This is a genomic window from Pedobacter yonginensis (assembly GCF_003173595.1).
Classification (GTDB): domain Bacteria; phylum Bacteroidota; class Bacteroidia; order Sphingobacteriales; family Sphingobacteriaceae; genus Pedobacter; species Pedobacter yonginense.
Genome location: NZ_QGNZ01000003.1, coordinates 61,072 through 83,375, shown reverse-complemented (window position 1 = coordinate 83,375; position 22,304 = coordinate 61,072). Strand labels below are relative to the sequence as shown.

Here is a 22,304-nt window from a genome sequence, read left to right as displayed (position 1 = left end):
GGTATCAAGTAGCAGGTATTTAGTATCAAGTAACAGGTATCAAGTATCTAGTAGCAGGTATTTAGTATCAAGTAACAGGTATCAAGTATCTAGTAGCAGGTATTTAGTATCGAGTAACAGGTATCAAGTATTCAGTAGCGGGTATCATAAAGTGGTTTTCGGGATTGAGTGAAATTGATTTGGGCTTTATTTTAGGCTTCAACCTTTTGCTCAAGAACGAAGTTAATATTTTTTAGGATGATTGAACATGCTTCTTCTATTTCTTCTTTGGTGATGATTAGGGGAGGGGCAATGCGCATAGAATTGCTGCAATGCAGAAACCAGTCTGATAAAAGGCCATCTAAAATACAGGCATCGATAATTTTTTTATTGGTTTCAAAGCTATCAAATTCAACAGCAAGCATTAAGCCTTTACCTCTAATCTCTTTAATTGCAGGGTGTTTTAACAAAGTTTTAAATAGCAAGCCCTTTTCTTCTACCTCATCAACGATTTTCTGATTGACCAAGGTATTTAAGGTTGCCAAGCCTGCTGCGCAGCACACTGGATGTCCACCAAAGGTTGTCATGTGGCCCAATATAGGCGTGTGCGATAAAACCGACATTATTTCCAACGAACTGATAAAAGCTCCAATCGGCATACCACCACCCATTCCTTTAGCCAAAAGTAAAACATCAGGCACAATACCATAGTGTTCAAAGGCAAACATTTTGCCACTTCTACCAAAACCAGATTGAATTTCATCAAAAATAAGCAAGGTTCCAGTGGCGTTGCATTTAGCTCTTAAAGCCTGCATATAGTCCAAATCAGCAACTCTAACGCCAGATTCGCCTTGTATGGGTTCGATAAAAACGGCGGCAATTTCTGGGGTAATTTTTTCTAAATCGGATATTTTATTGTGTTCGATAAAGCTAACATGAGGCAGGAATGGCCCATAACCCGCTGAATAATAGTCGCTTTCCATTAAGCTCTCTGCACCATGTGTACTGCCATGGTAGGCGTTTTTGCAGGCAATAAAGCCTTTCCTACCGGTGTATCGTTTGGCTAACTTCATGGCGCCTTCTACAGCTTCCGTTCCTGAATTTAAAAAATAAGTACAACTCAGGCTCTCGGGCAAGATATCGGCTAAGGCCTTGGCAAAATTAACCTGTGGACTTTGTACATATTCTCCATAAACCATTAGGTGCATGTAGGTTTCTGCCTGCTCTTGTATGGCTTTTACGACCGCTGGATGGCAATGGCCAACGTTACTTACGCCAATGCCAGCAATCAAATCAATATGCTTTTTGCCTAACGAATCGTAAATATATATGCCTTTTGCACGAACAAATTCTAGCAATAGCGGTTCGGTAGAGGTTTGTGCATTGTGTTGTAAAAATAACTGACGTTGTGTTAGCATAATGCAAAAATACGGAAATGTATTTTTTATCGCCTAGTTTTTCTGTAGGCCTTTTAGAAAATGACTTTCATAAAACGCCCCCCATCTTTTGTACAAAAAGTTACTTTCATTCATTCTTTGCAATCAAAAATAGGTTGTCTAGATCAAAAAAAAAAGGTCTATGATTTTCTAATTTCATAGACCTTTATTATAGAAAATGTGTGTTTTATTTTATTTCGGACCGCCTCTATATCGGTTAAGTAATTCCCTTTTAAATGCTTCTTGAGCTCTAAAATATTTTCCTACGATTTTAATTGGTAAGGAAGATTTGAATTTGTTGTAGTATTTTTTTTCCAGATTTAAGTCTCTCTGTCTGAAATCCAGTTCGCTCGTAATCAAACTTTGAACTTGCGCATCACTTAAATTATCAATTTCGGTCGTTTTCCTAAAGGAGATCATTTTTTGCATCCGCTCTTTACGTAAAGCCAACTGTTCGCGTTGCATCTCGTTGTAAATTGGCCAAAAAATCTTGGCTTCATCTGGCGATAAATCAAGCTTTTGGGTGAAATAGGCAATTTTTAGCGATTCTATTTCCTCTCCCTTTTGGCGTTGTGCCAAAAGCATAGTAGGTAATAGGAGTAATATCGTGGCGAAAAATAAATTCTTCATTTTAGTTAATTATTTAATTCCTGAGTTAAATCGCTCGAAGAGTAGTTGTTCAGGATGTAGTTTTCCATATCTGTATCTGACTCAGATTTGGTATTGGTTACCGATGATTTAACGTTTTGTGATTCGATGTGCTCAATAATGGTATGCTCATCAATATCGTACAACATTTGTTCTGCATAAACATCTGCCGATTGCGTAGGAAGGGTTTCAGCAGTTGTACTGTTCTGATAGAAATATAAACCGAAAGAGGCAACTAATAAAAAGCAGGCAGCGCTTGCGTACTTGAAAAAGCTTTTCCTCCACATCGGGATAATTTTCGCTTCTTTCTTTACCTCAGATGCTTCAATTTTACCTGCAATTCTACTTTGTAAGGTATCAAAGTAGTTTTCTGGTACGGCAAAAGCATTTTCGGCTTTAGCGATTTGACTGATTGCTACATGTGTGGTAATGCGTTCCGTTAATTCTTCAAAATAATTTTGAGGAACTTCAAAACTATTGTCTTTTGTTTTTTGCTTTATTCCATCAATAAAAATGGAAGAAAAAATAGCCTCGTCACAATTTTCGAAATACCCATCAGGAACGGAGAATGGATTTCCGTTACGCATGGCCGCTAAGGTCGGCGCTTCATTCATCCAATCGTTATTTTCTATATTTTCGTTCATCACAGATATATGATACAATTAAGATCAAAAGGTTTAATAGTCTATTTCATCATTTGTTATAATTGCTTCGATTTTTTTCGCAGCGATGTGAAATGATGCCTTTAAAGCACCTACAGAGGTTCCGAGCACTTCAGATATTTCTTCATATTTCATATCATCAAAATACTTCATATTGAAAATAATTCTTTGTTTTTCGGGGAGGGTTAGAATTGCCTTTTGTAGCTTGAGCTCCAATTTATCTCCATTAAAGTAAGATGAAGCCACTAGGTTATCGGCCAATTCTGAAGAAACTTCATCAAGTGGCGTATTGTTGCGTTGCTTTTGCTTGTTTAGGAAGGTAATGGATTCGTTCGTAGCGATTCTGTAAATCCAAGTATATAGTTGAGAGTCACTTCTAAATTTGTCTAGATTTTTCCAAACCTTAACAAAAACCTCTTGAAGCAGATCATCACAGTCATCATGGTTTAGAACCAACCGGCGAATATGCCAATATATTTTTTGCTGATACTTTTTTAAAAGCAAGTTGAAAGCTTCATTTCGAGTTTTCTCGGCAGCAAAAAGGGCAAGAATTTCCGAATCTTCAACTTGTTTCATTGCTTATTTAGATGTGAGATATGAAATATGAAATATGAGATATGAGATATGAGATATGAGATATGAGATGTGAGACATGAGATGTGAAATTTGAGCCAGGCGACGGAAGACCTAAGATATTAGATATAAGTCAGAGGACGGAAGTCGGAAGAAGCTAGATGTAAGAGGGGGTTTTAATAACCTTGTTGTAAAGTCACCAATTTCTAATCTCCCGACGTCTCACTTAAGTCTCCTGATTTCTAACCCCCGACTAAATTCTTCTGACTTCCGTTTCGCTTTTCAAGTCTTTTTTCTATTTTTTTCTACCAATTACTTTTTGAACCGCTTCAACAATATTAACTGCATCTAAGCCGTATTTTGCCATTAACTGATCTGGTGTTCCGCTTTCTCCAAAAGTATCGTTAGTGGCAACAAACTCTTGTGGAGTTGGCAATTCTGTAGTTAATAAACGTGCTACACTTTCTCCCAAACCACCAAACTTGTTGTGCTCTTCGCAAGTTACAACGCAACCAGTTTTCTTTACTGATTTTAAGATGGCTTCATCATCCAAAGGTTTAATGGTGTGGATATTTATAATTTCCGCATCAATGCCCAATTCTGCTAGTTTTTCTCCCGCTTCTATTGCTTTCCAAACCATGTGGCCGGTTGCAATAATGGTTACATCAGTACCTTCGTTAACCATCCAAGCTTTTCCAATCTCAAATTTTTGATCAGGATCGGTAAATACAGGAATCACCGGGCGACCAAAACGCAGGTAAACTGGTCCTTCATATTCTGCAATGGCCAATGTAGCCGCTTTAGTTTGGTTGTAATCGCAAGGATTTATCACCACCATACCAGGCAACATTTTCATTAAGCCTATATCTTCTAAAATTTGGTGTGTTGCACCATCTTCTCCTAAAGTTAAGCCAGCATGCGATGCACAGATTTTAACGTTTTTATTTGAATAGGCAACAGACTGACGGATTTGATCGTAAACACGACCAGTAGAAAAGTTTGCGAATGTTCCGGTAAAAGGAATTTTGCCACCAATGGTCATACCTGCTGCAATACCGATCATGTTTGCTTCTGCAATACCAACTTGGGTAAAGCGCTCAGGAAAATCTTTAATAAAAGCATCCATTTTTAGCGATCCAACTAAATCGGCACATAAGGCAACAACATTTTCGTTTTTCTTACCAGCCTCATGCAAGCCAGCGCCAAAACCCGAACGTGTATCTTTTTTTTCTGTGTATGTATATTTTTTCATTTTGTTTTAGATATTAAATATGGGATTTTAGGGCCAAGATTGAGCGCCAATGTGTCTCAAATCTCATACTATCGTCTCCAAGCTAGTTTATTATCAGGATTTTATCGTTTTTTGATGTGAGATTTTCGAATTGAGATTGAGCGATGAATCATTAACAATCACAGATCTATCCTCTCCAATCTAGTTTAATAGTCTCCCAAGGTTTCTGGTAATTGCGCTAAGGCTGTTGCCAATTGCTCATCATTTGGAGCAGTACCATGCCATTTGTGCGAACCCATCATATAATCTACACCAGCACCCATTTGCGTGCTCATTAAATTTAAAATAGGTTTTCCTTTGCCAGTTAATGTTTTAGCGTAGTGTAAACCTTCTACTATCGATTGCATATCGTTACCATCGGTATTGATTACATGCCATCCAAAAGCTTCAAATTTAGCCTGCAAGCTATCTAAAGAAAGTACTTTTTTCGTTGGTCCATCAATTTGTTGGCCGTTATAATCTACACTGCAAATTAAACGATCCATTTCGTGGAAAGGTGCGAACATGGCCGCTTCCCAATTTTGGCCTTCTTGTAATTCTCCATCACCATGTAAGGTAAATACGTAAGAATTATCACCGTTTAATCTTTTAGTTAATGCAGCACCTATAGCTACCGACATACCCTGACCCAACGAGCCAGATGCAATGCGTATCCCTGGTAAATGTTCGTGTGTAGTTGGGTGGCCTTGCAATCTAGAATCTAACTTACGGAAAGTTGCCAATTCACTTTTATCAAAATAACCTGCATGTGCAAGCGTACTATACCAAACTGGAGAAATATGTCCGTTAGAAAGGAAAAACAAGTCTTCACCAACACCGTCCATGGTAAATTCCTTTTTGTGGTTTAACACCTCAAAATATAAGGCAGTAAAAAAATCGGCACAGCCGAGTGATCCACCTGGGTGGCCTGATTGACATCCGTGAACCATTCTTACGATATCTCGTCTAATTTGCGAAGCGATATCTTCTAGCTCTTTAATTGTATGTTTCATTAAAATAAGAGGTTGTTGTTACATAGCAAAGGTAATATTTTACCCGCTATATCATAATTAGTTATTGATTAAATCGAGTACCTGTTGTGTAGCGTTTTTAGTGTCAACTTTATTGATAATGTGCGCAATTTTGCCATCACCATCAATAATAAAAGTGGTGCGTACGGTGCCCATATATTTTTTGCCATACATGTTTTTTTCTGCCCACACACCGTAGTCGTTAACAATTTTTTGGTCTGTATCAGCCAGCAAAGTGAAAGGTAAACTGTGTTTGGTTACAAATTTTTGATGAGATTTTTCATCGTCAACACTTACGCCCAAAACCACAATTCCCTGAGCCGTTAAGCCTTGGTAATTATCTCTAAAATCGCAAGCTTCGGCGGTACAACCTGGGGTATCATCTTTTGGATAGAAATAAAGCACAACTGTTTTGCCCTTATAATCGCTTAGCGAAACCTCGCTGCCGTTTTGGTCTTTTGATGTTATTGCAGGTGCAAGGTCACCTTCTTTTAACGTTGCCATATTTATAATTGAATTTTAATAAATGAATCGTTTTGATCAATTGATTTTGCAATTTAAACAGATTAAATCGTTATTATGTTCCACCCTTAATAAAATATGACTTTAACCTGCGGTGAAGCAAGGATAATCTTTTAAAAGCATTTTGAAAAGCAATTTCAGCATTTCAATTTAGCGGTAGTCCCGTTTTTTGCTCATACCTGCCCACCGCAGGCAGGCACATGCAGGCCTTAAGCACGTTCCGGTATCCGCGTCAGCCGGGTTTAAACGGCAAAAACAACCAAATTATTTAAAGAAAGCTATGCTATACTTTCGGGTATTTTCTTTCATATCCATCACAACAATTTCCAGTTCATGTTTGCCTTTACTTGTTCGCTCATCAAAACTATGCCACAGCGTTGCCGATTTCGCATCAAACTCCATTAAAATCCACTTGCCATCTAAATAGCCATTAAAGCTTTTTATGCCGGAAAGGTTATCGCTTATTTTAAAAGTCATTTTTGATAATCCAGCCATGCTTTTGCCAGGCGTAATGTTAACAGGAATTACTCTGGGCGCGATGGTATCCAAAGCGATGTAGAAAGTTCCGAAATTTTTTGGCGTTGCTTTTACATATCCATTATCAAAATAGCCACCTTGCGAGCTCCCATTAGCATTCACAATTAACGCTTTGCTTCTCGAGTTTTCCGGAATTTGATCTGCCTTAATCCACAAGTCGAACCCGGTATGAAGTGGCGTAGAACGATTGTGTATTTGATGCATTGCCGACCAAGCGTTTCCTGCAGGTTTAGGTAGTTTTTTATAAGTGAAGGTTAAGTCGCTATAAAGTGTACCCTTTGAGAAGATTACTTTCAAATCGTCTTGATTAAATTCGTTAACCTTATTGTATGGGAAAATTATCCCAGCGGGAACGCTAGGCAATAGGTTGGGCGCAGAGCCAGCATTTACTGTAAAAGGCAGTACAGCAGAATTTCCTTTTGAATCTGTTACAATATAACGAAGTTGATGTGGAACACCATCATTGAAATTAATGCGTCCGCTGTTTACCAAACTGCTGTATATTTTTAAAGGGTTTCCAGGCTCTACAAAACTTTTTTGAATGCTTCTTTTGGTATTTAAATATGTTGGGTAATCGATATGGGAGTTTATCGCCTTGCTGTCCTCAAAAGCAAAGCGTTCAAGTGCAGAGGTATAAACCGTTTTCCCATCAACTTCTAACTCAATAGAATACACGCCATTTATACCCGACATGCCGTTGTGCCGATCCGTTGTTACAATTCCAAAACCAACTTCGCCAGTTAGGCTAATTGGAGCAGTAGCTTTGTAGGTACCATTTGCACCTGCAATGGCAATGGCTTGCTTTGGCGTATTCTCATTAAAAGGCTTTCCGTTCAATCGGTAAACATATAAACCATGGATAGCCGGGGGGATATTATCAGGAATAATAATTCCAAAAAATTGTGGGTTTACGGTTTCTTCTGTTTTTGTATCTCTAATTTCGAAGTGCAAGTGGGGGCCTCCAGAACTGCCTCTATTTCCAGACCAGGCAATAACTTCGCCCTTACGTACCGGAATTAAAGTCTCATTCGGGAACTCATCGATCTCAAAAGATTTTTTCTCGTATTCTAAGCTTTTTACAATAGCTGCTATTTTAGGTGCAAAACGTTGTAAATGACCATAAACGGTAGTAAAACCATTTGGATGATTGATGTACAGTGCTTGTCCGAAGCCACTGTTTTGAACCCTTAACCTGGAAATGTAACCATCAGCTACAGCATACACGGGGTAACCTTCCCGTTGGTTGGTTCTAAAATCAATACCAGAATGGAAATGATTGCCCCTTATTTCGCCAAACGAACCTGCAAGTGCAGGTGGTGTAATGTCTAAGGGTTGCCTAAAATCGGTAATCGGATATCTATTATTGCTGAAAATTTTTTGTGCTTGGACTAAATTAGAAGTAAGAAGAAAAGTAAATAAAAGCGAAAGGTTAAGTGTTTTTTTTATCGGATTGTTAATCATGCTTTACTTTACATCAAAATTTAAAAGTTGTTTACCTTCTAGCCATGCTTCTAATTTGTCACCTTTATTGGTTTTGCCAACGCCTTCTGGTGTACCGGTAAAAATTAAATCGCCTTTTTTTAAGGTAATATATTGCGAAACAAAGCTGATAATCTTGTCGAACGAGAACAACAAATCTTTAGTATATCCATTTTGACGGGTTTCGCCATTTACCTTCAATTCAAAATTCAGGTTATACAAATCTTCGAAATCACTTTTAGGTAAAAATGTACTGATGGGGGCAGAATTGTCAAATGCTTTGGCTAGCTCCCAAGGTAAACCCTTTTCTTTGTGCCTACTTTGAATGTCTCTGGCTGTAAAATCAATGCCTAAACCGATTTCATCATAGTAATTAGGCGCGAATTTTTCGGCGATATGCTTGCCTTCCTTGCAAATTTTCAATACCACCTCCAACTCGTAATGAACATCATCAGAAAAATCGGGCAAATAGAAAGGCTTATTATCTTTTAAAACAGCCGTATCGGGTTTTAAGAATATAACTGGCGTGGTTGGAACGGGATTGTTTAGTTCTTTGGCATGCTCTGCATAATTGCGGCCAATAGCAATGATTTTCATATCTAAATAAGGTTTGAGAAAATAGGAGGGACATTCAAAAAATCCCAATTATTCAAAAATAGAAAAGAAAATGATGTTATAAAACAGATATGCGTTTTACTTGACTTTCTGAGCCTGACACAACTCTTAAAAAGTAGATACCTGCATTTAACCTACTAGGTAGTGCAAAGGTTTTGGTTTGTTCGCCAGCATTTAACCGCTCGTTAGAAAGCGTTACCACTTCATTTCCGAGTAAATCAATGATTTTGATTGTGGTTTGAGTACCATCTTTTGCGATGGATAAGATTATATTCAACTGATCTTCTACCGGATTAGGATAGATTTTAACGATTGTTAGAAGTTTATCTTTTGAAGTAGAGAGGCTTGTAGATTTCGATGTTCCGGAGTAAGTATTGAACATGCTAGAACCTCCGAATGTATTGTAAAGTGGTTTATAAGGCTGGATGTTGGCTTTAATTTCGGGTATTCTGCTTACCTTTTTCGTTTTATTTTTAAAGCTAACCCTAATACTATCAGGTTGTTGAGCCAAAGAACTAAGACTGCATAGCAAAACAATGCACATTGTGTACATTATTTTGGAGAGGAGCATTATCTTAGTGTAGAGTTTCATCAAATTGGTATTACAAATGTATTAATTTTAAACAAAGAAATTAAAAGATTTTATACAAAAGCTATATTTTAACACATTTTAACAATAATAATTGTTTTTATCATCTATAAAAATACTCAATAATTTGGTTGTTAAATTGTTATAGTTAGTTTACTTTTGCCGCACTAAAAATATCAACGAAGTGTCAAATCATAAAAATGTCAACGCATTAACCGCCGGCGGAGTTCTAATTAGTTTGGGAATCGTGTTCGGTGATATTGGTACATCACCCCTATACACCCTAAATGCAATCTTTACAACCATTTTGGGTGGTAAACAAGATATAAATCCAACAAACGTGCTCGGAGTGCTTTCCTGTATCATCTGGACGCTTACTTTACAAACCACCATTAAGTACGTTATCATTACATTAAGAGCTGATAACAAAGGTGAGGGTGGGATTTTTTCTTTATTTTCTTTGGTTCGTAAAAAGGCCAAGTGGTTGGTAGTGCCCGCGGTTGTGGGTGGTTGCGCCTTGCTTGCCGACGGGATTATAACCCCAAGTATCACCGTAACTTCGGCAATCGAGGGATTAACCAATAAATTTGATGTTCCGGTTATACCGATTGTATTGTCTATCTTAACCTTATTGTTTATCATTCAGCAATTCGGAACAAACCTAGTGGGCAAGCTATTTGGCCCGGTTATGTTTGTTTGGTTTGCAGTTTTGGGTGTTCTCGGTTTGTCTTTCATTGTTAAAGACCTTAGTATTTTAAAGGCCTTTAATCCTTATTATGCCATTCACCTATTGGTTACCAATAAGTTAGCCTTTGTAATTCTAGGTGGCGTATTCTTATGTACAACGGGTGCCGAGGCATTATATTCCGATTTAGGTCATTGCGGTAGAAATAACATTCGCATCAGTTGGATTTTTGTTAAGCTTACCTTGATTTTGAATTACCTGGGTCAAGGCGTTTGGATTTTACAAAATGCAAGTTCTTATCGTCCGGGCGCTACAATGAATCCATTTTTTGAGATTGTTCCTGGGCAGTTTCAAGTGGCGATGGTAATCTTGGCCACAATGGCCGCGATTATTGCGAGCCAAGCTTTGATAAGTGGTTCGTTTACTTTAATCGCCGAGGCCGTTCGTTTAAATCTTTGGCCAAAAATTAAGATTGTTTATCCATCGGTTTCAAAAGGACAGTTATATGTTCCCTCAATCAATTGGATGCTTTGGATAGGTTGTTGCGGCATTGTGTTGCTGTTCGAAAAGGCAGAAAAAATGGATGCTGCTTATGGTTTGTCCATTACCATTGCAATGCTAATGACCACTATTTTGGTTAGTTTTTACCTTAGAAGTAAACGTTTCCCTAAGGGATTGATTTTTACCTTCTTTTTTACTTATGTAATTATTGAGGGTACTTTTTTAATCAGTAATTTAACCAAATTCTTACACGGTGGTTGGGTAACGGTATTAATTGGTTCCTTATTATTCACCATTATGTGGAGTTGGTTCGTAGCCAGAAAGATTAAAAACCGCTTCGTAAAATACGTAGAAATAGAAGATTATTATCAAATCTTAACAGAGCTTAGCAGCGATGAATCTGTTCCGAAATATTCCTCTCAGCTGGTGTATTTAACCAGTGCAAACTTTAAAACAGAAATCGAATCCAAAATCATTTATTCCATCATTCAAAAAGAGCCTAAACGTGCGGATGTGTATTGGTTAGTGCATGTTGATGTAATGGACGAGCCTTATACATTAGATTATAAAGTCGAATTCCTGATTCCGGGTAAATTAATCCGAATCGATTTTAGATTGGGTTTCAGGGTAGAGCAACGTGTTAACTTACTCTATCGTAAAGTGGTAGAGGAGTTGGTTAAAAATGGCGAAATTGACATTACGAGTCAATATACCTCCTTAAACAAACATAAAATTGCCGGCGATTTCCGCTTTGTGATTCTAGAAAAGCATTTATCTAAGTTTACTAAGCTTTCTTTCTACGAAAGAACCATTATGGATTACTACTTCATTTTGAAGAAACTGAGTTTATCTGAAGAACGAAGTTTTGGTTTGGATAGCAGCTACGTAGATGTAGAAAAGGTGCCTTTGATTTTTGTTACGCCAGATGATATTGAATTGCACAGGTTGCCTGTATAACGGATGAGAAGAACTGTAATAATCTTTGCGATTTGCCTTTTCCTGGTCGGTCCTGTTGCTAAAATTTCACATTGGCAGAACGAAGATCGATATATACTTGCTTCAGGTATCGGTTTACTATTGGTAACAGCTATGGCTTTTGTTAAACTGAACAAGAATAAAACAGATTAAAATCAATTAAGATGCTGAAATAATTTCAGCAGCAAGGAGGCGTCTTTAAGATGTTTGTATGGCGGGATTGACGGGGCCTGTATCATAATTCAATTTTCGTTTGAGTTCGCCAAAATAATATTCTGCAACAAATAGCTCAATTGATTTTAAATTCAAATTTGCGCGTGAATTTCGCATCGCTACTTTTGTGTCCTATGTGGTTCAAAATAAAATTTTGTCTGCCACACTCAATTTGGCTTACGATACAACTACAATAGCTACCTTGAGGGTTGGCTTAACGAACCTAACTTTAACAGGTCATCATTAATCGGCCTGTACTTGAGCCAGTTTGCTATGTTTGTAGCCATAAGCGAAATAAACTACCAAACCGATTATCAGCCAAATTCCAAAACCAATCCAATTCGAGATACCAAGTTCGCACATCATATACAAACAACTTATCAAGCCTAAAACTGGAATTAACGATAAATTTTTAGTGATGCAATAGTAAGTGATTATGATGCAGATGATTAAGAAAATCCACATTGGTATTTTGTGTTTAAATAAGCCCCAGCCGCTTTCATATTTTTTATCTACAGAAACTTTTGATGCAGAGATAAACTGCTCGTAGCGGTCGCCTGGCAAAGCACTTAGGTAAGATTCGGCATCAACTTTATCCGTTAAGATTAATTGAGGTGCCGCATTTTTAATAATTTCTTCTTTCACAATTCTTAATTCATCACCACTTAAAGAGGTTACAAAGCTTACGGTTTGGATGGTTTTTGGAGAGTTGAACAGAAATGCTTTTGTTTCTTTACCGAATTTGGTAAACGCAAAGGCTATTGTGGCAACAAAAACAACTGGTATAATGTATTTACTATTTACGTAAGGAATTTTGAATTTGCCACGTTGTACATCTGGTCTATTTTGAAGCACCAGTACGCCGGCGCAAACCAATACAAATGCAAACAAGGTACCGATGGAACAAAGATCTGTAACGATGGTTAAATTCATAAATAAAGAAGGAACTGCAACCACAAAACCCACAACTACTGTAGCGAAAGACGGCGTTTTATATTTTGGGTGAATTCTTGAAAAAGCTTTAGGCAATAAGCCATCTCTGCTCATGCTCATCCATATTCTAGGTTGCCCCATTTGAAATACCAGAAGCACACTGGCCATAGCAAACACTGCACTAACGGCAATAATTCCACTCATTAATTTTAAATCAATCTGATCGAAAACAAATGCCAATGGATCGCCAACAGCTAAGGTATCCGATTTAACGATTCCGGTTAATACTAAAGCGATAGCCACGTACAAAATGGTACAAATGATAATGGCCCACATCATACCACGTGGTAAATCTCTTTGTGGATTCTTGCATTCTTCTGCTGTGGTAGAAATGGCATCGAAACCGATATAAGCGAAAAATACAGCAGATACACCTTTTAAAACTCCAGAAACGCCGTTCGGGGCAAATGGATCCCAATTTTTGGTATCAACATAAAATATTCCAACGGCTAAAACCAAAAGAATTACAGCTAGTTTAACCACGACCATAGCGTTGCTGGCATTGCGGCTTTCTTTCATTCCTCTGTAAATTAACCAGGTAATGAGGATGATGATTCCTAGCGCTGGCAAATCGGCAACAACGTGGAAACTTCCAATTAATGGCGCAGTTAACCATGCATTGTTGGCTAAAGCCGTTGCTACATCTAAATCAGCCATGTTTTTTCCAGCGGCCAACAGCGCTTCGGCATGCTTATGCCCATTGTAAGCACTAAGGTAATCCATTGTCATCCAATCTGGAACATGAATACCATTTATACCGAGAAAGGGAATTTTGATGGTGGAAAGGAGTCCTGTAAAATAATCTGACCAAGAGATCGCTACGGTAATGTTTCCAATGGAATATTCCATAATGAGCGACCATCCGATGATCCATGCAATAAGTTCTCCAAAGGCTACATAAGAATAGGTGTAGGCACTTCCAGAAACTGGAACCATGGATGAAAATTCTGCATAAGCAAATGCAGCGAAGCTACATGCAATAGCCGTAAAAATAAATAGAAAGATTACCGCTGGGCCTCCATCTGCGCTTGCCTTGCCAATGGTACTAAAAATCCCCGCACCGATAATTGCTGCAATACCAAAAGCGGTTAAATCTCGAACGCCTAAAGTTTTGTGAAGTGTATTTTCATGGTCGCCATAACCATTTGCTGCATCTTGGAGTATTTTGGAGATAGACTTCTTTCTAAATAGCTTTTCGAACATCGTGATTTGCTTGTTGTATTCTTCAAACTTAAAAAAATATCGTTTAAAAACCTCTAAAGGAGTATATAAATTTCATAACAGCCCAATCTACAGCGCATTATTTGGATAGCCAGTACTCACGAACAACTTTATAGAACCAAAGTCAAAATTTGAAATCGAGGTGTATTCTATAGGATTTGTTGGTTTATCATGGCGTTAAAATTCTACTTTTGCCATCTAAATCGTGGCGTGGTTGGTTGAGGTTGAGAATTGCTTTAATTTAAGACCGCCTTGAGTTTATAATTTATGGCATCGACAATACAGAATACAAAGTATATAAAAGAAAAGAACCAGGGTTTAGCCACCCTGCTTGCCTTCGCCTTAATTCCGCTTTCGGGTTTTGCGACGGATATTTATATTCCATCTTTACCCACAATGGCTGGAGAAATGGGCGTAAGTAGTATTCAAGTTCAGCTTACCTTAAGTATTTTCTTAATCAGTTATGGCGTTTCGCAGCTTTTTATCGGCAGTGTTTTAGATAGCTTTGGCCGTTACAAAATTGGCCTATATGCGCTTTTAATTTTTGCCGCGGCGAGTTTAATCATTGCAACTACGCATAACATTTATCTAATTTATTTGATGAGAATTGTGCACGGTTTAACCGTAGGGGCAATTGTGGTTGCGAAAAGAGCTTATTTTGTCGATTTGTTTAGTGGCGATACGCTTAAACATTATCTCAGCTTATTCTCCATCATTTGGTCAACAGGGCCAATTGTTGCTCCTTTTATTGGAGGATATTTACAAAGTGCTTTTGGTTGGGAATCAAATTTTTATTTTCTTGCTGGCTTTGCCCTTCTCTTTGCGCTTTTAGAATTCTTGTTTAGTGGCGAAACGTTAAAATTCTTCACCGATTTCCAAATGAAGAAAATTGCTGAAATCTACCTTAGCATGATTAAAACCACCAGTTTCACTTTAGGTATTGTGATGCTTGGCTTGGCGTATTGCATGGTGATGGTGTATAACATGACGGGGCCATTTGTTATCGAACATCAATTGCATTTCTCACCAGTGGTTGCAGGCTACAGTTCCTTAGTTTTGGGCTTTGCCTGGATGGTAGGTGGCTTTATTGGTAAAGCAACCATCAATAGGCCATTTTTTAAACGTTTGGCCATCAATTCGTTATTGCAAGTTGTTTTTGTAATGGCCATGATTTTTAGCTTAAACTTTATTTCGAACCTTTATTCGCTGATCGGTTTTGCCTTCATCATACATGTAGGTGCTGGTTTCACGTTTAATAATTACTTTACCTTCTGTTTGAGCAAGTTTCCAAAAAATGCGGGCATAGCTGGGGGCTTAACGGGTGGAATCACCTATGTAATTGTTTCCTTTTTAAGCTATGGCATTGTAAATGTTCTTCCCGCAAAAGACGAACGAAACTTAAGCTTGAGCTATCTTATTATGATTCTCCTTTCAGTAGTGGTGATGTTTGCCATTTTAAAGCTTCGAAAAAAGGAGGAAGTTTTGAGCTAATGGATAAGGGGTAATAGGATTCTGCAACTTCACTTCATCGTTCTGCTCAACGATTTTTCTCAAAAAATAGGAAAAAAAAGTCGTAACCACAGGCCACGACTCTTTTCAATTTGTGTTTCTGAAGAAACAATAATGGATTTCTATCCTAATTTTTCTAGCTCTGCTTTCACGAAACTTGCCAACTCTTTCACATATTCCGCACTAAAATCAAATTTGATTCCTGCGGTTTCGTAAATTTCGTTCATGGGTTTGGTGTAGCCTAAAGATAAGGCAGACAAATATTGTTCTAACGCTTTCGCTGGATTTTCTTTGTAATTTTTCCAAACGGCAATCGCACCTAGTTGCGCGATTGCGTATTCAATGTAATAGAAAGGCACTTCAAATAAATGCAATTGTTTCTGCCAAACGTTGCCGAATTCCTGTTCCAATCCATCCCAATTGGCAAAGCTTGCCCCGAAGCGGCTGAAAATCTGTTTAAAAGTTTCTTCTCTATCGGCTGCGGTATGATTCGGGTTGGTGTACACCCAATGCTGAAATTGGTCAATCACTGCAACCCAAGGCAAAGTTTTTAATACATCGGCCAGTTGTTCTTTCTTAGCCCGATTTAATTCCTCAGGATCATCAAAGTACACATCCCAGTTGTCCATTGAAATCAATTCCATGCTCATAGATGCGAGCTCGGCAACTTCAGAAGGGCAATGTTTGAAGTCGTTCAACTCCAAATTTGCAGTTAAGAAAGTGTGTATGGCATGGCCGCCTTCGTGTACCATTGTGGTTAAATCGCGAAGTGAGTTTGCCGAATTCATAAAAATAAAAGGTGCGCCTGTTTCTGCCAAAGGATAGTTGTAACCCCCTGGTGCCTTACCTTTTCTACTCTCTACATCAAACAAGTTGTTGGCTTTCATTGTGGCCAACTTCGATCCGAGCTTTTCATCAATGGCGTTAAAACAAGCAATACTTTTATCAATAAGTTCTTCTCCATTGTTAAAAGGTTTTAAAGCCGGTTTTCCGCTGATGCTTACATCCAAATCCCATGGTTTCAAAACCTCCAAACCCAATGCTTGGCGACGCTTTTCTGCCTGTTCTTTCAGTATCGGAACAATTTCCTGCTCAATTGCATTGGCAAAGTCATAGCAATCTTGCGGAGTATAATCAAAACGGCCCAAGGCTTGAAACATATAATCGCGGTAATTTTCAAAACCCGCATTTAAAGCAACTTGATTGCGTAGATGAATCAGTTCATCATACAAGATGTTTAAATCATCCTTGTCAATTAACCTCCGCTGCTGAATGGTTTTCCATGCATTTTCACGAACTTCCCTGTTTAAATCTTTAATGAAGATTGAAGCCTGTTCTAGTGTATATTCTTGTCCGTTAATTTCGACGCTCATAGCGCCGGTTATCCCTTGGTATTTTTGTTGTTTAACTTGAAGCGCGGTAAAGAGCTCAATGTTTTCTTCACGATAGAGTTCAAGCGCTTTTTTAATTGCCCTGCTGTAAACAAAGAATTTTTGCTTATCCAACTCGTCCATATAAGGGCTTTCCACAAATTTTTTATTCAATTCGTTTCCCAGTGGAGAAATTTTCGGTTCAATTTCGGTAGCAAAATATTGAAAGTTTTTTACCAACTCCTCATTTGCGGTGTCGCAACTCATTTTAATGTAGCGCCAAGCGAAATCCTCCTCCAAGGCTGCTTCTAATTCGGAACGATCTTTAAGCCATTGCTCCAGTTCAGCAACGCTATTCAGCTCACGGTTTTGTAATTCAGCAAAAAGTGGTTCTAAACTATCCCATGTTATGGTTAAATCTTGCGGGATATATGTTCTGGTTTTTTTATTGATCATCATAGTCGTATATGTTGTATCGGGTTCTTCTTAAATAAGTTAAGTGGCTCTTTTCAGGTTATTTTACTCATTGAAAATCTATCCATTATTTATTTCTTAAATACGCATCAAGTAGAAAGCAAAGTGCAAAAACTACAGATGCCATTCCATTTGTGGTTGCAAAGGCTTTATTTACCTTGCTGATGTCGGTCGGCTTTACCAATAAATGCTGATAGGTGAGGGCAAAGCAGAAAAATGCTACTCCTATGTAATATGGCCAGCCAAAAATATGAGGCATTAAAAAAATAGGTGCAATTACGCATGCAGCCGAAAAAATGTGCAGCACAACCGAAACATTTAAAGCATTTTTAATGCCAAGCGCTGATGGAATGGAATGTAAATTTTCTTCCCGATCAAAATCTTCATCCTGCAAGGCATAGATAATGTCGAAGCCACTCACCCAAAATAATACGGCGAAAGAATATAATACAGGTACTAGAGCAAACTGCCCGGTAACCGCAATGTACGCGCCGATAGGGGCAAGCGATAAACCCAAGCCCAAAACTAAGTGACAAAGTGCCGTGAATCTTTTTGTGTAACTGTAAAATAAAACCACGAACAGCGCAATGGGCGAGAGGTAGAAGCAAAGACTATTGATGAAGTAAGTGGCGATTAAAAAAAACACACAATTGGCAATTACAAAAATCAGCGCTTCGTTAGCCGAAACCTTGCCGGCAGGAATGTCACGCATTTTGGTTCGCGGGTTTTTAGCATCGATATTTCGATCCAGATAACGGTTAAAAGCCATAGCAGCGTTCCGGGCAAAAACCATACACAGCAAAACCAAAATGAGCTTTTGCCATTGAAACGGATTTTCAGTTGTGGTTACACCCAAAAAGAAACCAATCATTGCGAAAGGCAAGGCAAAGATAGAATGGGCGAATAGTACGAGCGAAAAATATTTTTTCATGGATTACAGGTAAATATAAAAAGGACAATGCTGATTTTTAAAATACTTTCGGCCTTGGTTTTGAAGGCCAATACCGAATCATCTAGTCATAACAATCATCTCTTAGAACTTTTTATATTCTTGTGGAATCACAAAATCTTTATTTACTTCGTGAATGAAACCTAAAATTTCATCCTTTCCAGTTCCTTTTTCTGCCGAAGACACAAAAGTTGCGGGAATCTCCTCAAAAAAATCACCAAGCTTTTTCTTAAAGGCGGCTACGTTTTTCTGGGTAGTTGTCATTCCTTGTTTATCTGCTTTTGTAAAAATTAAAGAAAAAGGAATTTGCTTTTCGCCCAACCAGTAACAGAACTCAATATCAATTTGTTGGGGTTCTAAACGGCTATCGATTAAAACGAAAACACATTGTAAACTTTCTCGTTTGGTAATATACGCACGAATAAATTTCTCCCACTTTTCTCTGCTTGTTTTAGAAACCTTGGCATAACCATAACCTGGTAAATCTACAATATACCAAGAGTCATTAATTAAGAAATGATTAATTAACTGAGTTTTTCCTGGCCTTTGAGAGGTTTTTGCTAAACCGTGCTGATTAACCAGCATGTTAATTAAAGAAGATTTGCCCACGTTTGAGCGACCGATAAAAGCATATTCGGGCATAACCGGTGGTGGAAGCGCCGAAATTTGGGTGTTGCTGCAAACAAATGTTGCCGTTTTGATAACCATTTGGCAAAGGTAGTAATTTTGTGATGATGGTTAAGCCTAACAGCTGTGTAACTCTTTGCAGGTTTTTGTAAGTTGACAATTAACGGATTAAAACAATTTAAACAATTAAACAATAAACTTATCTTTGCCTCACATCATGAATCAGAACATTACTCCATATCAAATTGCCGATGCAACCAAAAAAGAACAGGTTGCAACCATGTTCAACAACATCTCTGGCACTTACGATTTTTTAAATCATTTCCTTTCTTTGGGAATAGACGTTTTGTGGCGTAAAAAGGCAATTAAGGAATTGGTTTCTACACAGCCTAGAATTATGCTTGATGTGGCTACAGGAACGGGCGATTTTGCATTCGAGGCAATCAAGAAGCTACATCCTGAAAAGGTTGTTGGCGTAGATATTTCGCAGGGGATGCTCGATGTAGCCAAAAAGAAAATCAATGAACGCAGTCTGCACGAGGTGTTTTCTGTTCAGTTGGGCGACTCTGAAGGATTACATTTTGATAATGACACCTTCGATGCGATTACAGTTGCCTATGGCGTACGCAATTTCGAAAACCTTGAAAAAGGTTTAGCCGATATGTTTAGAGTGCTGAAACCAAATGGCAAAATTGTGGTTTTAGAATTTTCGAAGCCAAAAGCTTTTCCAATAAAACAATTGTATAGTTTTTATTTTAAAAGGGTAACCCCATTTTTTGGAAAGCTGTTTTCTAAAGACAGTCGGGCTTATACGTATTTGCCAGAATCTGTTGCTGCTTTTCCTGATGGAAGCGATTTTACAACCTTAATGGAAAAAGTAGGGTTTAAAAGTACCAAACAGAAAATTCTAACGTTTGGAATAAGTTCGATATACACCGGTACTAAATGATTAAAAAATTAAGCCTCATCATCCTCTTCTTTGCGATTTCTACAACTACTTTTGCTCAAAACTGGGGCGGAGGTGTAGATGATGAAGATTGGAGTTGGGGGTTTAACTTCCAATACATATCTGCCGAATTTAAAATTCTGAAAAAAGCAAATTGGCAAACTCCTTACCCTGACCCATTGAATGCTCGTCCGGTGACTTCGACGCCAATCTCCATCTCTAGTCCGCCCTCACAAGGTTTTGGTTTGGGTTTTGTGATGAATCGAAACATCAATAATAACTTCGATATACGTGCAACACCATCCCTAATTTTTAGCGATCGGGTGGTTCGTTATGAATATGAAGCCACAGCTCCTGAAGTTTTGCCTAACGGCGAAACCAAAACTTACCCAACATCTATCGATAAAAAAATACAGGCTTCAATGTTTGAATTTCCTTTGGGCTTAAAGGTTAAATCGAATAGAATGAACAACTTTAGGGCCTATTGGTTAGGTGGAGTAAAGTACTCTATGGATATCGCATCAAGAAGAAAAACCTTTGATGATGACGAAACTGCAATTAATAAATTGCTTAAAACCAAACGAAGCTATCTTTCTTACGAAACGGGCATCGGCTTTGATTTGTATTTCGAGTATTTTAAAATGTCGCCCGAAATTAAGCTTGCCTACTCAACAAACGATTTGCTTTTGCATGATGATACCGCATTTGCCAATCCGATTGATAAGTTAAAACTGCGTCAATTAACCTTCAGTTTGATTTTTCAGTAGCCGTACAAAACAAAAAAACTTACCTTTGCCTCGTTGGTAAATCAATGGCATTTTTTCAATTTATTTTGCCCCCGACTTAAAAATTCATATACATGTCTAAAATAGCATTAATTACAGGCGCAACTTCTGGTATTGGCGAAGCATGTGCGCACATATTCGCTCAGCAAGGTTACAATCTTATATTGCTGGCTCGTCGTGCAGATCGCTTAGCTAAAAACGCTCATCATCTTGAAGATAAATATGGCATCACCATAAAGCAGGTTCTGGCTGATGTTAGAGAAAAAGAGAATTTATCAACTGCATTAGAAGCATTACCTCAAGAATGGAAAAAAGTTGATGTCTTGATAAACAACGCAGGCTTAAGTCAAGGATTAGACCCAATTGATAAAGGTAACACCAACGACTGGGACACCATGATAGATACCAATGTAAAAGGTTTGCTTTATGTAACCAAAATTGTATCCAATTGGATGATTCCTAATGCTTCAGGTCACATCATCAATATCGGTTCCATCGCGGGTAAAGAAGTTTATCCAAACGGAAACGTATATTGTGCAAGTAAACATGCGGTTGATGCCTTGAGCAAAGCCATGAGAATTGATCTTTTGCCGTACGGAATTAAAGTTACAGAGATTAACCCAGGTATGGTTGAAACTGAGTTTTCGGTGGTTCGTTTTAAAGGCGATGAAGAAAGAGCTAAAAAAGTTTATGAAAATTTAGAGCCCCTAATCGCCGATGATATTGCTGATGCAATTTGGTACGTGGTAAGCAGACCAAAACATGTAAACATTAACGACATGCTAATTATGCCTACCGCACAAGCTACAGCCACCATTATAGATAGAAAATAGAACCGGTTTAAGAAAATCATTTAAATCACACATCATATTTTGAAAACCAGAACTGGCCTTGGGTTAAGCAATTGACCTAATTAATCCATTCAAATTATTAACAGCATGATATCAAATACAATAGATCAAGAAATAAAAAAAGCCATGTTGGCTAAAAATAATGCTCAATTAAGAGGTTTAAGAGCAATAAAGGCCGCTTTTTTGTTGGCTAAAACAGAAAAAGGATCATCAGAAGAAATTACAGAAGAAACAGAGCTGAAAATTCTTCAGAAACTAATAAAACAGCGTCGCGAATCAGCAGATATTTACAAACAACAAAACCGCGAAGATTTGTACCAAGTAGAAGAAGAAGAGATTGAAGTTATTAACCGATTTTTACCACAACAACTGGGAAGGGATGAAGTTGCCGCAATAATTGAAGGGGTAATCAAACAATCTGGCGCCACATCAGTTAAAGATATGGGTAAGGTTATGGGCTTGGCAAACAAAGAACTTGCAGGCAAAGCCGATGGAAAATTAATTGCCGAAATTGTTAAAGAAAAACTTGCTTAAAGACTAAAGCTGAGAGACTAAAGCTGAAAGACTAAAGCTGATAGACTAAAGCTGAAAGTCCAAAGTGGAAAGACCAAAGCTGAAAGACTAAAGTGGAAAGATGGGAGTCCGAAGTTGGGAGACTAAAGCTAAAAGCCTAAAGCTAAAAGAATAAGCAATAGATAAACTTTTGTGTTCTTTTGTTTCTTTTGTGGTGAAGGAAAAGCTGAAAGCTCAAAGTGAAAAGACTAAAGCTAAAAGATTTAATCCTCAACTTTTGCTTTTGGAAGCTGTAATACATGTTTTTGTACCGTTTTCAATTTTATTTCAATAAATTGGTACAGAAATGCA

The 22,304-nt window shown here is 37.9% G+C and carries 20 protein-coding genes; 6 read left to right on the top strand and 14 right to left on the bottom strand.

Going from position 1 to position 22,304, the window contains the following annotated elements; all coding sequences use genetic code 11:
• Positions 1-191 precede the first annotated feature (191 nt).
• The 10 genes from DHW03_RS12040 to DHW03_RS11995 form a co-directional block, all read right to left on the bottom strand.
• Positions 192-1,397 (bottom strand): aspartate aminotransferase family protein, encoded by a 1,206-nt coding sequence (locus DHW03_RS12040; RefSeq protein WP_109926103.1) that lies wholly within the window; start codon positions 1,395-1,397, stop codon positions 192-194.
• Between the two features lie 210 nt (positions 1,398-1,607).
• Complete coding sequence (locus tag DHW03_RS12035) at positions 1,608-2,045, bottom strand: hypothetical protein (RefSeq protein WP_109926102.1); 438 nt, start codon at positions 2,043-2,045, stop codon at positions 1,608-1,610.
• 5 nt (positions 2,046-2,050) lie between these two features.
• The gene (locus DHW03_RS12030) at positions 2,051-2,710 is read right to left on the bottom strand and encodes a hypothetical protein (protein ID WP_165825416.1); all 660 of its coding nucleotides are present in this window, start codon (positions 2,708-2,710) and stop codon (positions 2,051-2,053) included.
• Between the two features lie 30 nt (positions 2,711-2,740).
• Positions 2,741-3,301: an RNA polymerase sigma factor gene (locus DHW03_RS12025; RefSeq protein ID WP_109926100.1), complete on the bottom strand. Its 561-nt coding sequence runs from the start codon at positions 3,299-3,301 to the stop codon at positions 2,741-2,743.
• 292 nt (positions 3,302-3,593) lie between these two features.
• Positions 3,594-4,550: a transketolase family protein gene (locus DHW03_RS12020; RefSeq protein ID WP_025145704.1), complete on the bottom strand. Its 957-nt coding sequence runs from the start codon at positions 4,548-4,550 to the stop codon at positions 3,594-3,596.
• 185 nt (positions 4,551-4,735) lie between these two features.
• The gene (locus DHW03_RS12015; protein WP_109926099.1) at positions 4,736-5,581 is read right to left on the bottom strand and encodes a transketolase; all 846 of its coding nucleotides are present in this window, start codon (positions 5,579-5,581) and stop codon (positions 4,736-4,738) included.
• Between the two features lie 57 nt (positions 5,582-5,638).
• Complete coding sequence (bcp, locus tag DHW03_RS12010; RefSeq protein ID WP_109926098.1) at positions 5,639-6,103, bottom strand: thioredoxin-dependent thiol peroxidase; 465 nt, start codon at positions 6,101-6,103, stop codon at positions 5,639-5,641.
• A gap of 282 nt (positions 6,104-6,385) precedes the next feature.
• Positions 6,386-8,119 (bottom strand): M23 family metallopeptidase, encoded by a 1,734-nt coding sequence (locus DHW03_RS12005; RefSeq protein WP_109926097.1) that lies wholly within the window; start codon positions 8,117-8,119, stop codon positions 6,386-6,388.
• Positions 8,120-8,122: 3 nt separating this feature from the next.
• On the bottom strand, positions 8,123-8,734 hold the full coding sequence (locus DHW03_RS12000) for a fumarylacetoacetate hydrolase family protein (RefSeq protein ID WP_109926096.1): 612 nt from the start codon (positions 8,732-8,734) through the stop codon (positions 8,123-8,125).
• Positions 8,735-8,810: 76 nt separating this feature from the next.
• Positions 8,811-9,305, bottom strand: a complete 495-nt coding sequence (locus tag DHW03_RS11995; protein WP_240618527.1) for a T9SS type A sorting domain-containing protein — start codon at positions 9,303-9,305, stop codon at positions 8,811-8,813.
• Positions 9,306-9,525: 220 nt separating this feature from the next.
• Here DHW03_RS11995 and DHW03_RS11990 point away from each other — a divergent pair, with 220 nt between their 5' ends.
• Positions 9,526-11,484 (top strand): KUP/HAK/KT family potassium transporter, encoded by a 1,959-nt coding sequence (locus DHW03_RS11990; RefSeq protein ID WP_109926095.1) that lies wholly within the window; start codon positions 9,526-9,528, stop codon positions 11,482-11,484.
• Between the two features lie 474 nt (positions 11,485-11,958).
• Here DHW03_RS11990 and DHW03_RS11985 read toward each other — a convergent pair whose 3' ends face one another.
• Positions 11,959-13,911 carry an amino acid permease gene (locus DHW03_RS11985; RefSeq protein WP_109926094.1) on the bottom strand — a complete coding sequence of 651 codons (1,953 nt, stop codon included), beginning with the start codon at positions 13,909-13,911 and terminating at the stop codon, positions 11,959-11,961.
• 285 nt (positions 13,912-14,196) lie between these two features.
• On the opposite strand from DHW03_RS11985, the gene DHW03_RS11980 reads away from it, so the two are divergent.
• Positions 14,197-15,420 carry an MFS transporter gene (locus DHW03_RS11980; protein WP_109926093.1) on the top strand — a complete coding sequence of 408 codons (1,224 nt, stop codon included), beginning with the start codon at positions 14,197-14,199 and terminating at the stop codon, positions 15,418-15,420.
• Positions 15,421-15,560: 140 nt separating this feature from the next.
• On the opposite strand, the gene DHW03_RS11975 is transcribed toward DHW03_RS11980, so the two are convergent.
• From DHW03_RS11975 to yihA, 3 genes are all read right to left on the bottom strand, one after another.
• Positions 15,561-17,267 carry a M3 family oligoendopeptidase gene (locus DHW03_RS11975; protein ID WP_109926092.1) on the bottom strand — a complete coding sequence of 569 codons (1,707 nt, stop codon included), beginning with the start codon at positions 17,265-17,267 and terminating at the stop codon, positions 15,561-15,563.
• A gap of 82 nt (positions 17,268-17,349) precedes the next feature.
• On the bottom strand, positions 17,350-18,213 hold the full coding sequence (locus tag DHW03_RS11970) for a UbiA-like polyprenyltransferase (RefSeq protein ID WP_109926091.1): 864 nt from the start codon (positions 18,211-18,213) through the stop codon (positions 17,350-17,352).
• A 102-nt stretch (positions 18,214-18,315) separates the two neighbouring features.
• Positions 18,316-18,939, bottom strand: coding sequence for a ribosome biogenesis GTP-binding protein YihA/YsxC (gene yihA, locus DHW03_RS11965; RefSeq protein ID WP_109926090.1), 624 nt, complete (start codon positions 18,937-18,939; stop codon positions 18,316-18,318).
• 136 nt (positions 18,940-19,075) lie between these two features.
• On the opposite strand from yihA, the gene ubiE reads away from it, so the two are divergent.
• From ubiE to DHW03_RS11945, 4 genes are all read left to right on the top strand, one after another.
• On the top strand, positions 19,076-19,807 hold the full coding sequence (gene ubiE, locus DHW03_RS11960) for a bifunctional demethylmenaquinone methyltransferase/2-methoxy-6-polyprenyl-1,4-benzoquinol methylase UbiE (RefSeq protein WP_205941001.1): 732 nt from the start codon (positions 19,076-19,078) through the stop codon (positions 19,805-19,807).
• The gene (porT, locus tag DHW03_RS11955; RefSeq protein WP_109926089.1) at positions 19,804-20,571 is read left to right on the top strand and encodes a type IX secretion/gliding motility protein PorT/SprT; all 768 of its coding nucleotides are present in this window, start codon (positions 19,804-19,806) and stop codon (positions 20,569-20,571) included. The genes ubiE and porT overlap by 4 nt, the downstream gene beginning before the upstream one ends.
• 92 nt (positions 20,572-20,663) lie before the next feature.
• Positions 20,664-21,422 (top strand): SDR family oxidoreductase, encoded by a 759-nt coding sequence (locus DHW03_RS11950; RefSeq protein ID WP_109926088.1) that lies wholly within the window; start codon positions 20,664-20,666, stop codon positions 21,420-21,422.
• Positions 21,423-21,527: 105 nt separating this feature from the next.
• A complete protein-coding gene (locus tag DHW03_RS11945) occupies positions 21,528-21,974 on the top strand; it encodes a GatB/YqeY domain-containing protein (protein ID WP_109926087.1) in 447 nt (148 codons plus the stop codon).
• The last annotated feature ends 330 nt before the right edge of the window (positions 21,975-22,304 follow it).

Excerpts from the sequence above, each read along its gene's own strand:
- DHW03_RS12040 (WP_109926103.1), bottom strand. The coding sequence starts at position 1,397 with ATGCTAACACAACGTCAGTTATTTTTACAACACAATGCACAAACCTCT.
- DHW03_RS12035 (WP_109926102.1), bottom strand. The coding sequence starts at position 2,045 with ATGAAGAATTTATTTTTCGCCACGATATTACTCCTATTACCTACTATG.
- DHW03_RS12025 (WP_109926100.1), bottom strand. The coding sequence starts at position 3,301 with ATGAAACAAGTTGAAGATTCGGAAATTCTTGCCCTTTTTGCTGCCGAG.
- DHW03_RS12020 (WP_025145704.1), bottom strand. The coding sequence starts at position 4,550 with ATGAAAAAATATACATACACAGAAAAAAAAGATACACGTTCGGGTTTT.
- DHW03_RS12015 (WP_109926099.1), bottom strand. The coding sequence starts at position 5,581 with ATGAAACATACAATTAAAGAGCTAGAAGATATCGCTTCGCAAATTAGA.
- bcp (WP_109926098.1), bottom strand. The coding sequence starts at position 6,103 with ATGGCAACGTTAAAAGAAGGTGACCTTGCACCTGCAATAACATCAAAA.
- DHW03_RS12005 (WP_109926097.1), bottom strand. The coding sequence starts at position 8,119 with ATGATTAACAATCCGATAAAAAAAACACTTAACCTTTCGCTTTTATTT.
- DHW03_RS12000 (WP_109926096.1), bottom strand. The coding sequence starts at position 8,734 with ATGAAAATCATTGCTATTGGCCGCAATTATGCAGAGCATGCCAAAGAA.
- DHW03_RS11995 (WP_240618527.1), bottom strand. The coding sequence starts at position 9,305 with ATGTACACAATGTGCATTGTTTTGCTATGCAGTCTTAGTTCTTTGGCT.
- DHW03_RS11985 (WP_109926094.1), bottom strand. The coding sequence starts at position 13,911 with ATGTTCGAAAAGCTATTTAGAAAGAAGTCTATCTCCAAAATACTCCAA.
- DHW03_RS11980 (WP_109926093.1), top strand. The coding sequence starts at position 14,197 with ATGGCATCGACAATACAGAATACAAAGTATATAAAAGAAAAGAACCAG.
- DHW03_RS11975 (WP_109926092.1), bottom strand. The coding sequence starts at position 17,267 with ATGATGATCAATAAAAAAACCAGAACATATATCCCGCAAGATTTAACC.
- DHW03_RS11970 (WP_109926091.1), bottom strand. The coding sequence starts at position 18,213 with ATGAAAAAATATTTTTCGCTCGTACTATTCGCCCATTCTATCTTTGCC.
- yihA (WP_109926090.1), bottom strand. The coding sequence starts at position 18,939 with ATGGTTATCAAAACGGCAACATTTGTTTGCAGCAACACCCAAATTTCG.
- ubiE (WP_205941001.1), top strand. The coding sequence starts at position 19,076 with ATGAATCAGAACATTACTCCATATCAAATTGCCGATGCAACCAAAAAA.
- porT (WP_109926089.1), top strand. The coding sequence starts at position 19,804 with ATGATTAAAAAATTAAGCCTCATCATCCTCTTCTTTGCGATTTCTACA.
- DHW03_RS11950 (WP_109926088.1), top strand. The coding sequence starts at position 20,664 with ATGTCTAAAATAGCATTAATTACAGGCGCAACTTCTGGTATTGGCGAA.
- DHW03_RS11945 (WP_109926087.1), top strand. The coding sequence starts at position 21,528 with ATGATATCAAATACAATAGATCAAGAAATAAAAAAAGCCATGTTGGCT.